This window comes from Desulfovibrio sp. JY (genome assembly GCA_021730285.1).
In the GTDB taxonomy this organism is placed as follows: Bacteria; Desulfobacterota; Desulfovibrionia; order Desulfovibrionales; family Desulfovibrionaceae; genus Solidesulfovibrio.
This window is the reverse complement of the sequence record CP082962.1, coordinates 4,606,368-4,618,899: the sequence shown is the minus strand read 5'-3', so window position 1 is coordinate 4,618,899 and position 12,532 is coordinate 4,606,368. Positions and strand designations below refer to the sequence as shown.

Annotated in this window: 9 protein-coding genes; 5 read left to right on the top strand and 4 right to left on the bottom strand. The window is 64.3% G+C overall.

Annotated features, from left to right (window positions below; translation table 11 throughout):
* Positions 1 to 202 precede the first annotated feature (202 nt).
* From ftsA to K9F62_20680, 3 genes are all read left to right on the top strand, one after another.
* Positions 203 to 1,429 carry a cell division protein FtsA gene (gene ftsA, locus K9F62_20690; protein UJX41065.1) on the top strand — a complete coding sequence of 409 codons (1,227 nt, stop codon included), beginning with the start codon at positions 203 to 205 and terminating at the stop codon, positions 1,427 to 1,429.
* Positions 1,430 to 1,488: 59 nt separating this feature from the next.
* On the top strand, positions 1,489 to 2,790 hold the full coding sequence (ftsZ, locus tag K9F62_20685) for a cell division protein FtsZ (GenBank protein UJX41064.1): 1,302 nt from the start codon (positions 1,489 to 1,491) through the stop codon (positions 2,788 to 2,790).
* 82 nt (positions 2,791 to 2,872) lie between these two features.
* Positions 2,873 to 4,516 carry a radical SAM protein gene (locus tag K9F62_20680; GenBank protein UJX41063.1) on the top strand — a complete coding sequence of 548 codons (1,644 nt, stop codon included), beginning with the start codon at positions 2,873 to 2,875 and terminating at the stop codon, positions 4,514 to 4,516.
* A 188-nt stretch (positions 4,517 to 4,704) separates the two neighbouring features.
* Here K9F62_20680 and K9F62_20675 read toward each other — a convergent pair whose 3' ends face one another.
* A complete protein-coding gene (locus K9F62_20675) occupies positions 4,705 to 5,706 on the bottom strand; it encodes a hypothetical protein (protein ID UJX41062.1) in 1,002 nt (333 codons plus the stop codon).
* A gap of 9 nt (positions 5,707 to 5,715) precedes the next feature.
* Complete coding sequence (locus K9F62_20670) at positions 5,716 to 5,949, bottom strand: hypothetical protein (GenBank protein ID UJX41061.1); 234 nt, start codon at positions 5,947 to 5,949, stop codon at positions 5,716 to 5,718.
* Between the two features lie 362 nt (positions 5,950 to 6,311).
* Between K9F62_20670 and K9F62_20665 the strand changes: the two genes are divergently transcribed.
* Both K9F62_20665 and K9F62_20660 read left to right on the top strand, forming a co-directional pair.
* Entirely contained in the window at positions 6,312 to 7,106 is a 795-nt protein-coding gene (locus K9F62_20665; GenBank protein UJX43271.1) for an AAA family ATPase, read from the top strand.
* A gap of 119 nt (positions 7,107 to 7,225) precedes the next feature.
* Positions 7,226 to 7,840 (top strand): LysE family translocator, encoded by a 615-nt coding sequence (locus tag K9F62_20660; GenBank protein ID UJX41060.1) that lies wholly within the window; start codon positions 7,226 to 7,228, stop codon positions 7,838 to 7,840.
* A gap of 492 nt (positions 7,841 to 8,332) precedes the next feature.
* Here K9F62_20660 and K9F62_20655 read toward each other — a convergent pair whose 3' ends face one another.
* The gene (locus tag K9F62_20655) at positions 8,333 to 9,736 is read right to left on the bottom strand and encodes a sigma-54 dependent transcriptional regulator (GenBank protein UJX41059.1); all 1,404 of its coding nucleotides are present in this window, start codon (positions 9,734 to 9,736) and stop codon (positions 8,333 to 8,335) included.
* Positions 9,733 to 12,201: a DUF3365 domain-containing protein gene (locus K9F62_20650; GenBank protein UJX41058.1), complete on the bottom strand. Its 2,469-nt coding sequence runs from the start codon at positions 12,199 to 12,201 to the stop codon at positions 9,733 to 9,735. Before K9F62_20650 ends, K9F62_20655 begins: the two co-directional genes overlap by 4 nt.
* Between the last annotated feature and the right edge of the window lie 331 nt (positions 12,202 to 12,532).

The following is a 12,532-nucleotide window of genomic DNA, read 5'->3' as shown; positions in this document are numbered from 1 at the left end:
TCAAAATACGCAAGTATTTATTAAGGAAATCATGCGGCCTCGTTTCGAGGACACGACATGGGGAGCGCGCGGAGCGGGCAACGCCGGCGTTGGAATCCAAATTGCGTCAGAGGCGATTTTGGACATGAAATTGAAGAGCTTTTGACGTAGAAAGCCCTTGGGCATGCCGACGTCAGGAAAGGAAACGTTCAGGGAGCGGTTTATGGCCAGGTCGGAACTAATCGTCGGGCTCGATATCGGCACCACCAAGATTTGCGTGGTCGTCGGCGAACTCTCGCCCGAAGGCGTGGATGTGGTGGGTATCGGTACAAGTCCGTCCACCGGACTGCGCAAGGGTGTGGTCGTCAATATCGAACAGACCGTGCAGTCCATCAAAAAGGCCCTGGAAGAGGCCGAACTCATGGCGGGTTGCGAAATCCGCTCGGTTTATGCCGGCATCGCCGGCAGTCACATCAAGGGGTTCAACAGTCACGGGGTCATTGCCGTCAAGGGCGGTGAAGTCGGTCCCCGCGACATTGAACGGGTCATAGACGCGGCCAAGGCCGTGGCCATCCCGCTGGACCGGGAGGTCATCCACATCCTGCCGCAGGAATTTATCGTCGACGACCAGCGCGGCATCGCCGATCCGCTCGGCATGGCCGGCGTGCGCCTGGAAGTGCGGGTGCACATCGTCACCGGGGCCGTCACCAGCGCCCAGAACATCATCCGTTCGTGCCACCGGGCCGGGCTCGACGTCTCGGACATCGTGCTCGAGTCCCTGGCCTCGTCCAAGGCGGTGCTCACCAACGAGGAGCGCGAAATCGGCGTGGCCCTGGTCGACCTTGGCGGCGGCACAACGGATCTGGCCATCTTCGCCAACGATTCCATCAAGCACACCGCCGTGCTGGCCCTTGGCGGCACCAATCTGACCAACGACATCGCCTTTGGCCTGCGCACGCCCATGGCCTCGGCCGAGAAGATCAAGATCAAATACGGCTGCGCCCTGGCCGAGATGGTGCCCAAGGACGAGGTCATCGAGGTCATGAGCGTCGGGGGGAGGGAGCCCCGCCGACTCTCGCGGCAGGTGTTGGCCGAAATCTGCGAGCCCCGCGTGGAGGAGATGCTGGCCCTGGTGGACCAGGAGCTCATCCGCTCGGGCATGAAGAGCCAGATCGGCGCGGGCGTTGTCCTGACCGGCGGCACGGCCCTGATCGAAGGCATCCAGGAGCTTGGAGAACAGATTTTCAACCTGCCCACGCGCATCGGCTATCCCGACAAGGTCGGGGGCCTCAAGGACGTGGTCAACAGCCCCATGTACGCCACGGCGGTGGGGCTCCTCATGTACGGCGCGGAAAAGGAGGGCGTGGAACAGCGCTTCCGCATCCGCGACGAGAATGTGTTCAACCGCATTCTGGGGAGGATGCGGAAATGGTTCGTGGACGTGAAATAGTCGCGTCCGCGCAAGTAATGCTGGGGGATAACCAGGGAGTTCGATAGGGGGAGATCGATATGGAATACTTGGAACTGGAACAAGGGTCGAACGCCCGCATCAAGGTCGTCGGATGCGGCGGCGGCGGCGGCAACGCCGTTGAAAACATGATCTGCTCGGCCATGTCCGGTGTGACCTTCATCACGGCCAACACCGATATCCAGGCCTTGCAGAAGTCCCAGGCGGAGTACCGCATCCAGCTCGGCGAGAAGCTGACCAAGGGTCTTGGCGCGGGAGCCAACCCCGACGTCGGCCGCGACGCGGCGCTGGAAAGCATCGACGCCATTCGCGAGGCCATCGGCGATTGCGACATGGTCTTCGTCACCGCCGGCATGGGCGGCGGCACCGGCACCGGCGCGGCTCCGGTCGTGGCCCAGGTGGCCAAGGAGGCCGGCGCGCTCACCGTGGCCGTCGTGACCAAACCTTTTTATTTCGAGGGCAAGAAACGGCTGCTTTCGGCCGAAAAAGGCGTTCAGTCGCTTCGGGACGTGGTGGACTCCATCATCACCATCCCCAACGACCGCCTGCTTTCGCTGGCCTCGAAAAAAGCCACCTTCATCGAGATGCTCAAAAAGGCCGACGAGATCCTCTACTTCGCGGTCAAGGGCATTTCCGACCTCATCATGGTCCCGGGGTTGATCAACCTCGACTTCGCCGACGTCAAGGCCGTTATGAGCGAAATGGGACTGGCCATGATGGGATTCGGCACCGCGCGCGGCGAATCCCGCGCCCGCGAGGCGGCGCTCAAGGCCATCACCAGCCCGCTTTTGGAAGACGTCACTATCGACGGCGCCCGCGGCGTGCTCATGAACATCACCTGCGGCCCGGACCTGACCATCGAGGAAGTGGACGAAGCCGCCTCCACCGTCACCGAGGCCGTCCACGAGGACGCCAAGGTCTTTTTCGGCACGGTCTTCGATCCCGACGCCACCGACGAGATGCGCATCACCGTCATCGCCACCGGCATCGAGTCCGCCATGCAGCGCGACGCGACGCCGCAGCAGAAGGTCGTCGAGCAAAAGTCCGTGGAGGTCATCACCCAGCTGGCGCGGCAAAAGTCCTCCGGCGGCGCGCCCACCAACCCCGGCAGCGGCGGCGGTGGCGGCGGCGTCCAGAGCCCGCGCAGCGTGCGCGTGCTGTCCACCCAGCAGGCCAACGACTACAATATCCCGGCCTACCTGCGCAAAGGCGGCAAGAAGGGCAACCCCGAGGCGGCCCTGAACCAGGCCCCGATCAAGACCCAGCCTGTGGGCGAGGAAGAATTCCTCTTCGATGAGGAGGAATTCGAAATCCCTTCCTTCATCCGCATGCAGGCGGATTAGGTGCCGGGAGGGACAGCGTCCCTCCCGGGTTTCCTCCCTGCCGGGGACTGACCCCGGCCCCCGATACGGGGAAAGGTGACGTTTGAGCGAAACGAGGCGGGCAAGGGTCCATTTCGGCCTGGACAGGCCCGAGGTGCGGGATTTCGGCGGACGACTTCCCGTGGCCCTGGCCGTACCCGGCGCGGAGGCCCTCGCCCTGTCGGCCCTGGGCTGGCAGGCCGTCTGGAGACTGCTGACGGACGATCCGGCCCTGGCCGTGGAACGGGTCTTCTGCCGCCCGGGCGAGGCCCCCGTGGCCGAGGATTCCGGTCGACCCCTGACCGACTTTCCGGTCATCGCCTTTTCGCTGTGCTACGAGGAAGACTACCTGCCCGTGGCGGCTGCCCTGACCGCCGCGGATATCCCCCTTCGACGCGACAAGCGGCCCGATTTTCCCATCGTCATGGGAGGCGGGCCGCTTGCCTTTCTCAATCCCGCGCCCATCCTGCCGGCCCTGGACCTGCTTTTCGTGGGCGAGGCCGAGGCCGGACTGGCCGAGGTCCTGGCTGCGCTGCGCCGGGCCGTTTTGTCCGGCGCGGACAAGGCCGCCTGCCTTGCCGCCGTGGCCCATATGCCGGGCGTGCTCGTCCCGGGGCTCAGCCGCACCCCGGTCGTGCGGGCCTGCGCCGTGGAATCCGACGCGGCCACGCTGCTGGCCGATCCGGCCCATTCCTGCTTCGTCTCGGGCCACGCGGCCTTTCGCGACATGTTCCTGGTCGAGGTCAATCGCGGCTGTCCCTACGGCTGCCGCTTTTGCGCCGCCGGCTACGTCTACAGGCCGCCCAGGCAGGCCCGTATGGACCGGATGCAGGCGCTTATCGAGGACGTTTCGCCGCGCAAGGTCGGCCTTGTCGGCACGGCGTTGACCGACTGGCCCGACCTGCTGCCGTTTCTCGCCTGGCTGCGGGAGCGGGGCACTAAGTTCTCGCTTTCCTCGGTGCGCGCCGACGGCATCACCCCCGAGCTGTTGACCATCCTGCGCCAGGCTGGCCTTCGCACCCTGACGCTGGCTCTGGAAGCGCCGAGCGAGCGATTGCGCCGCGCCGCCAACAAGCACCTGAGCCTGGACGCGCTGTTAAATGCCGTCGCCCTGGCCGGGAAATACGGCATCAACCACTTGAAGTTCTACTTGATCGTTGGCTGGCCCGGGGAGCTTCCCGAAGACTTCGACGACCTGGCCCCGCTTTTGGCGCGCGTGGCCGAGGCCGCCTCCATCGGCAAGGGCAAGCGCGGCGTGGCCCACGCCACCCTGTCCGTCAATCCGCTGGTGCCCAAACCGGCAACGCCCATGCAGTGGGCCCCCATGGCCTCGGTCGCCACCATCGAGGCGGCCTACGCCCGGGTCCGTGAAGCCGCCAAGCCGCTGCCCGGGTTCCGCGTGGAAGTGGAGAACGCTTCCATGGCCCGCATGCAGGGACTGCTGGCCCGGGGCGACGAACGCCTTTTCCCGCTCATCGAGGCGGCGGCCGTCTCCGGCAGCTTTCGCCGGGCGCTTGCGACCTGGGACGGGGACGAGGCCTTCTACTTGGACCGCCAACGCGACAAGGATGAAGCCTTCCCCTGGGATATCGTCGATATCGGCGTTTCCCGCGACTTTCTCTGGCGTGAATGGGAACGCTACCAACAAGGCATCCCCACAGCCAAATGCCCGCCGGACGGCTGCGCGGCCTGCAAGCGCTGTCGGTAACTTTCCGAGCCGCTGCCCCAGGCGACGACTTCGGACATATCGGGGACGGGGGTTGCTGTGGAAGGCGGTCTGACGGTCTGTCGGCAACCAGCGGATAGCGGGGACGGCCACTGGTCCCGGATCACATGGCGCCGGCAAGCGGGGCCAGAGCGATCGGAGACCGCTCCCTCGCTTGCCGGCGTTTTGCTTTAAACGTCCAGGACCTCGAGGTAGACAAGAGTCTGGTTGAGCAACTGGTAGGCGATTTCGCCGAAGGTGACGGGGCCGGTGAAGGGCTCCGTCTTCTTTCCTTCCAATTCGGAATAAAGATAATTGAGAATGCAGTTGCACGAGAAGGCTATGCGGTGGGACTCGATGGAGCCTTCATTGCGCAGGCGTTCGTTGAACTGTTTGACGTAATCGAGCACGGGCTTGGCGTGCTTGTACCGGATTCCGGAAAACACCGGCGCATAGAATTTTACCAGCCCTTCCGCTTCGTCGACGCCCTGGAAACTGATGTTGACCAGGGCCCCGTAGTAGTCGGCCACAAGCGGCAGCTTGGTGTCGAGTTTGTTCTTGACGATGTACTCGGCGAAATTCTGCTTTTCCCCGTTGACGATGACGTCCTTGGCGGCAAAGTCGTCGGAGGTGAAGGTGAGGACGTCGCCGCCTCCCTGCTCGAAAAGATTGACGATGCCGATCTCCGCCACCTTGCCTTGCGGTAGTTCCGCCTGCAGCACCAAGGCCCCTTCTTCCAGCACCTCTCCCGTGATGCCGTTGACGACCTTGGGCGTTTTCTTGCCCAGCTCCGAGAGGTGGACGCCGGCGATCCAACCGATGAGCGGCCGTACGCCGAAGTCCTTGTAGTTCGGAGCGTTTAAGGCAAACGCCAGATGGGTCTTGCTGGAGGCCGGAATGACGATGAAGCTAAATCCGTGTTTGGGGCCTTCTGAGTAGACCCTGGCTAGGCTGTTTTGATCATAGGCGGTTATTTTGAACGAAGTGACGATGTCCGTGATGTCCGTAACGCTGATCATTTCCTGGCTGACCATGCCGCCCTGGTCGCTCGATATGAAATAGGGGATAGTGCCCGCAACCCAGTTCCCCTTGGGGAGTTGATGTAACGCATTTTCATCGCCGGCGAGGAGAAGCGTGCGTTTGTTTTCGATCATTTCCTTGACGTCAGCTACAGTGGAAATAGTCTGTCTCATATTGCCCTCCTAGCCGAAAATTGTTTTCAGATCATCCTGCACGCTTGGCATGCTTTTATTGTTGACAAAAATATTGTAGAGTTGATCGATGCATGTATCGATATTGCCTGGTGAAGGGTCATCCTTGGCTGATCGCGTCAACCTGCCGAGGAGGATTTTGGCGGCAAGAAACTTCAACTGAAACACTTTTTTGCCTGTTACAATGTCATGCCAGGTCTTGTTGCTTTTGCTGGGCACTTCCATATTGGCCTCCTTCAAAGTTTAAAGGTCAATACATGTCGGTATGCGCCTCGTCTTTCTGCCGTATCGGAGTTGTCCACTGTGCGTGATGTTTTATTTTTAAAAGTAATATGTTACATTGGCATGTATTCGATATCTTATGAAGCTTGGGAGTAAAGCATAAGATAAGTTCCTATTCGATGCAATCGAAATTACAGAAAAGTTGGTTGCCTTGCGAAGCACCTGCCAATTACGGATGGGCGCATGTTTTTTTGGGGTTGCGAGTATATTGGATTTTCTGTTTTAAGAAGATCCGGCGGGGAGACCGCCACCCGGCGCACCGGCGCAGGATGGCCGCCGGCATCAAGTATAGGGAAAAGTGTGAAATGAGTCGGAGATACCGTCCCATCAACCTGCCGGCGCCCTACCTCAAGCGGATCTGGCTGGACACGTCTTCGGTCCCCGACCCGAAAGCGTATCCATTTTGTCTGCCGCTTTTTGTGCCCGGATTCGAGTTGTCCTTCGACAAGGCGATCACGATCGTCGTGGGAGAGAACGGCACCGGTAAATCAACGCTCCTCGAGGGTATCGCGGCCCTGGCGGGGTACGACGATGCCGGCGGCGGCAAGGGCTACATGCCGGTGGACCATTCCGGGGCGCTCGAAGTGAGCGGCGGACGCCTTGCCGACGCGCTTCGGGCGAGCTGGCTGCCGAAGATCACCACGGGTTGGTTTTTTAAGGCCGAGAGCTTCTTTACGGTCGCCCGCTATCTTGATCGGGCCGCGATCGAGGCCTTCGGGGTGCCGCCGGATTTTCTCTCCCATTCGCATGGGGAAGGTTTCCTCCGTTTTTTTGACGAACGGTGCGACCGCCAAGGCATCTTCATTTTTGACGAACCGGAATCGGCGCTTTCTCCATCCCGGCAAGTCCTGTTTCTGAGGTTGCTGCGTCGTATGGAGCGGATGGGGCGGTGTCAGGTGATCATGGCGACACATTCTCCGTTGCTTATGGCCTATCCCTCCGCCCGACTCCTGCTCCTCTCCAAGTCCGGCCTCGAACCCGTGCGCGTGGAGCAGACCGAACATTTCAAATTGCTTCGCGACTTTTGCGCGGATCCGGCCGCATTCGTGGAATCGGAGCTGGAAGGAGCACCCGGAGACGACTCTCCGGGACAGGCTTGATCGGGCGCGGCTACGGAACTCCCGGAAGGACTCGAAATGATCGCGCCGCAGAACCATTTCTTCCGGCGCATTTCGGCTGGTTTTCTCAACATGTTCAGGCAAGGCATTGTGGTGAGGGTATGACATTACCATTGTATCTGGCGTTTATCGTGGCGGCCTCCGTTCTGCTCGTTTTTCCCGGTCCCACCGTGCTCATGGTCATCGGCTACGGTCTGGCCGAGGGCCGCAAATCCGTCTGGTCCCTGGTGACCGGCGTGTGCCTTGGCGACGCCGTGGCCTGCGCCGGCTCCCTGGCCGGACTCGGCGCGCTGCTCTCCGCCTCGGCCGCCGCCTTCACCGTGGTCAAGGTCGTCGGCGCGGTCTATCTCGTCTGGCTCGGCATCGGTATGCTGCGCTCGGGCAACGATGCCGCCATGTCCCCGGCTCCATGCCCGGCCGGGCGCAAATTCGTCCATGCCTTCACGGTCACCGTGCTCAATCCCAAGACCATCCTCTTCTTCGTGGCCTTCCTGCCCCAGTTCGTGAGCCCGCAGGCCCCGGCCCTGCCGCAACTGGCGTTTCTCGGCACGACCTTCGTCCTGCTTGGCGCGGTCAACACCACCGCCTACGCGCTGCTCGCCGGCACCATCGGCGGCCGCATCCGCGATCCCCGCTTCGTCGGCACGCTGCGCCGCGTCGGCGGTGGGTCGCTCATCGGCGCGGGGGTGCTGACGGCCGTGGCGGTGAAGCGATAGGCGGCAGGGGGAGGTGCCTCCGGCGGCCAAGGGAGGCGCTGCCTCCCCTGGACCCCACCGCCGGGGGACTTGATGTCCCCCGGACCCCCTTTTACCGGGTCGGGATGGTAGGCGGAAGTTCGGTCAGTAGGTCTTGTCGCCGCAATCGGCCCGGCGGCACGAGGCGCTGTCGCGCCTCGACGCCGGACGCGATTGCGGCGACAACCACGCCAGCGGCGAAGCGCCGCATTTAAGAAAGAAGAGCTGTTCTCCGAATGTCGCCCCAAAGGGGCGACCGGCGTGGTGGAGGCTGAATTTGCTCGGGGCGAGCCTGCCGCGTAAGCGGCGGCATCGTCCCGACAAATTCAGCCTCCATCTTCTCCACCTCCGCCTTCCCGGCAGCCAACCCACCTCCCGCCCGACCAGAGCCGGGAAGGGGGGACCGGGGGGCCCGTGGCCTCCCGGCGGGGTCCGGGGCAGCGCCCCGGTTCTTCGCCTCCTCCTTCTCCTCCCCTACCGATACCCGTCGGCCGCGATGCCCAACCGGCGCAATATCTTCTGCAATGACACGCGTTCCAGTCCCGAAACCCTTGCCGCTTCGGAGACGTTGCCGTGGGTCTGGCCCAGCAGCCGTTCGACATAGCGCCGGGTGAAGGCGTCGACGACCCGGGCCTTGGCTTCGAGGTAGGGCGTGGGGGTGTCGTCGTCGTTATCGGCATCGGCCGGGTCGCCCTGGCCAGGGTCGGCGGCGGCGATGGCGGCGGGACCGATGACGTCGCCCCGGCAGAAGACGGTGAGCCGGCGCACGAAGTTGAGCAGTTCGCGCACGTTGCCGGGCCATTCCCGGCCGGACAGGGCGGCAAGGCCTTCGGCGGAGAATCCCTTTTCGCCTATGCCGGTTTCACGGCAGGCCCGGGCCAGAAAGGCGGTGGCCAGAAGCGGGATGTCCTCGCGGCGCTCGCGCAGGGGCGGCAGGCGCACGGTCAAAACGTTCAAGCGGTAGTAGAGGTCTTCGCGGAAGGTCTTGTCGGCGATTTTGCTTTCCAGGTCCTGGTTGGTGGAGGCCAGGATGCGCACGTCCACGGGAACGGACTTGTTGGAGCCGACGGGGCGCACCTCGCGTTCCTGGAGCACGCGCAGGAGTTTGGTCTGCACGCTCATGGGGATGTCGCCGATTTCGTCGAGCACGATGACGCCGCCGTTGGCGGAGGTGAAAAGCCCGCGCCGGTCGCGTTCGGCGCCGGTGAACGCGCCGCGCACGTGACCGAAGAGTTCGCTTTCGAGGAGTTGGTCCGGGATGGCCGGGCAGTTGACCGAGAGAAACGGTCCCGAGGCGCGCCGCGACAGGCTGTGCACGGCCCGGGCGGCCAGTTCCTTGCCGGTGCCGGATTCGCCCCGGATGAGCACGGTGTAGTCCGAGCCGGCCACGGCGGCGATGGCTTCCTTGACCTGCTCCATGGCTGGCGACTGGCCGAGCAGGCCGGTCTCGCCGCCACAGGCCGCGACCACCGCCCGCAGCCGAATGTTTTCGGCCAGCAGTTCCGCCCGTTCCAGGCCCTTGGCGATGACCCGGGCCAGGTGTTCGGAGTCCACGGGTTTGGTCAGGAAATCGTAGGCGCCAGCCTTGAGCGCGGCCACGGCGGTGTCGATGTCGCCGTGGGCGGTGAGAAGGACCACGCCCAGGTTGGCGTCGCGCTCAAGGGCGGCCCCCAGCAGGTCCAGGCCTGAGATGCCGGGCATGCGCAGGTCGGTCACCAGCACGGCGCAGGGGGCGCGGGCGAGGTCGGCCAGGGCTTCCTCGCCCGAGAGCACGCAGCCAAGGGATGCGCCCGGCAGTTTCTTGGCCAGAAGCCGCACGAGCCCCTTGGCGAAATCCGGCTGGTCGTCGACGATGAGCACACGGGGTGTGCCGTTCATGAGGCTTCCTCCTGACAGGCGGGCCCGCAGGCCGGCAGGATGACGGTGAAGACCGCGCCGTCGGCGTTTTCCACTTCCACCCGGCCGCCCATGTCGCGCAGCAGGCCGAACACCACGGCCAATCCCAGGCCCGAGCCGCGTCCGGCCTCCTTGGTGGTGAAAAACGGGTCGAAGATGCGCGTCAGGTCTTCCGGGGGGATGCCCGGGCCGTTGTCCGAGACCAGGATGCTGACGCTGTCGTCGTCCGGGCCGGGACGGGCGGCGATGCGGACCTCGCCCGTTTCCGGGGAGACCGCGTCCAGGGCGTTTAAAAGCAGGTTGGACAGCACCTGTTCCAAGGCCGAGGCATCGGCCCTGGCCACGGGCAGGTTGGCGGCGATGCTGGTTTCGAGGCGCACTTTTCGGGCTTGGGCCTGGACTTCGAACAGGCGCGAGAGGCTTTTTAAGAGCGCGGCGATGTCGCAGGGGCCGGTGGAGGCCTGTCTTGGCCGGGCGAAATCGAGCAGGTCGCGCAGGACTTTCTTGGCCATGACGGCGTGGCGTTCGATGACGGCCAGGTCGTCCAGGGCCTGGGGATCGGTCTCGTTTTGGCGCAACAGCTCGGCATAGCAGGCGATGACGCCAAGGGGGTTGTTGATCTCGTGGGCCAGCCCGGCGGCCAGCTTGCCCACGGCCACGAGCTTTTCGGTCTGGCGCATCTGTTCGCGCATGCGCCGTTCAGCCGTGTTTTCGCGGGCGTAGACCACCATGCGCCCGTCCTGGCCGTTGGGGGAGGCCAGGGGATAGCGGGTGACGGCGAACGAGCGGCCGTCGGGCAGGTCGATGGTGGAAATGGTCGGGTCGATGCGCACCATGGCGGCGGCGCCGACCGCGTCGTCGCCCGGAGTGGGGCCGAAGACTTCCGGCGGCAGGCGCAGGGGGGCTCCGGGGACGGCCACGGGCGGCAGGGCGACCGCGCCGGCAAGCTCCTGTTGCAGCGCCCTGGCCAGTTCCCGGGCCGGTTCGTTGGCCAGGATGATGCCGAAGGAACTGTCGACCAGGGCCAGCGGATCGGAGATGCCGTCGAAGATGGAGCCGAGCAGGGCGTTTTGGCCCAAAAGCGAATTGATGGCGTCGAGGTTTTCCAGGGCGATGCCGAGTTGCTGGCCGATGGCCCGGTAGAGTTCGGCGGCCTCGCTGTCCGGGCCGGGACCGTCGGGCGGAAAGTAGAGGCGCAAAAGTCCCCGGCTGACGTCTGTCGTGCGCACCGGGATAAAGGCCGCATCGCCGGCCAGATGCAGGCGGTCCTCGGCCACCAGCTTGCGCCACGCGGCAGGGGGCGGCGGCGGGGTCTCCCCGGGCGGCCAGGAAACCGACCCGCCGCCGGAAAATTCGCACTCGTAGGCCACGGCCCGGGCGCCGAAGCGTTCGGCGATGCGGGCCAGGGCGCCGGTCAAAAGCTCGGCCCTGGTCTGGGACATGTTGAGGATGCTTAAAAGCTCCACGAAAAGCGCCACGTCGGAGCGGCGCTCGTCGGCCTCGTGGGCGAGTTCCTTCGTTCTGGCCGTGACCGTGCGCTCCAGGTCCTGGGCGTGGTCCTCGATCTTGCCGCGCGCCTCCTTGAGCCGCGAGGCAAAGGCCTCGATGCCGGCGTAGATTTCCTCGATCTCGCCTTCGCCCGGAGGCTCGCTCGGCTCCTCGCCGACTTCCTTGGGGAAATAGCGGCGCATCACGTCCGTGACCCGGCGCAGGTTGACCACCACCAGCCGGTCGAAGAAAAGCTGCACCGTCAGGTAAAAGACGCCGAGCCCCAGGGCGAAAAGGGCCACGAAGCTGAAGGTCGCCCCCTTGATCTGCCCCAACGCCCCGGCCACGGGCATGGTCACGGCGTCCACACCCACAAGCTCGTTCTCGTGTCGCCAGAAGCCCCGCTTGTCCCCGTAGCGGTCGATGAGCGCCTTGGGCGCGACGGCCGGGTCGCCGTGGCAGTGCAGGCACGAGGCCTCCAGGCGCACCGGCCGGGCGGCCACGAACACCTCTTCCCCGTCGCGTTCGGTGATTTCCTCCACCCGTGTCAGCTCCGGGTCCTTGGCGAACCGGTCGATGAGCGCCCGCTCGAAGGCGTCGGCCTCGTAATCGGGGTTTCGCGCCCGCACCGCCACCCGGCGGTAGCGGAACTGGTCGCCCTGGGCGTTTAGGTCGCTCATCACCCGGCGCGTGACGAACGAGGTGGACATGGCCTCGAGCAGGAATCCGTCCGGGGGCAAAAGCTCGTACATGGACGGCCGCAGGACGTGGCGGATGTAGGTCTGGACCGCCTCGGCCTGGGAGAGCACCAGCGAGGCCTTGTGCTCGGTGTCGGTGACGAGCTGGTTGCGCAGGTTCATGGAAATGACCACGGCAAAGAACATGCCGAGCACGGCCATGATGACGGAAAGGCCGACCACGAAGCGATGTTTAATGGTTTTGGGGTGCTGCTTGGCCATGAGATCCCCCTTGATCCTCTTTTGGGGCGGCTGGGGGAAAAAGGCAATGCAACCGCCCGGCTACGGGGTGCTAACCGGAGTTGGCACCTTGATTGGAGCAGGTTTTAAAAATCTTGTAAATACAAAATGTTGCCAATGGAAAAGGAATTGGTCCCGGACTTGCTTAAGGCGACTGACGGGTCTCTCGGACCCGGTCCGGCGTGATGTTTGCCACAGGGCGTTTGGGAGACGCTTTCGGCGGCGGATTCGCCCGGGGACGGCAGGGGAGGACGAAGCAATCGCGGGCCGCCGGATGTCCGCCGGCTTGCGGGAGCGATCGGCGCGGCGAGGT

Bases quoted from the DNA above. Each gene is read 5' to 3' on its own strand.
- K9F62_20670 (UJX41061.1), bottom strand. From the start codon at position 5,949: ATGGAAGTGCCCAGCAAAAGCAACAAGACCTGGCATGACATTGTAACA.
- K9F62_20660 (UJX41060.1), top strand. From the start codon at position 7,226: ATGACATTACCATTGTATCTGGCGTTTATCGTGGCGGCCTCCGTTCTG.
- ftsA (UJX41065.1), top strand. From the start codon at position 203: ATGGCCAGGTCGGAACTAATCGTCGGGCTCGATATCGGCACCACCAAG.
- K9F62_20655 (UJX41059.1), bottom strand. From the start codon at position 9,736: ATGAACGGCACACCCCGTGTGCTCATCGTCGACGACCAGCCGGATTTC.
- K9F62_20675 (UJX41062.1), bottom strand. From the start codon at position 5,706: ATGAGACAGACTATTTCCACTGTAGCTGACGTCAAGGAAATGATCGAA.
- K9F62_20665 (UJX43271.1), top strand. From the start codon at position 6,312: ATGAGTCGGAGATACCGTCCCATCAACCTGCCGGCGCCCTACCTCAAG.
- ftsZ (UJX41064.1), top strand. From the start codon at position 1,489: ATGGAATACTTGGAACTGGAACAAGGGTCGAACGCCCGCATCAAGGTC.
- K9F62_20650 (UJX41058.1), bottom strand. From the start codon at position 12,201: ATGGCCAAGCAGCACCCCAAAACCATTAAACATCGCTTCGTGGTCGGC.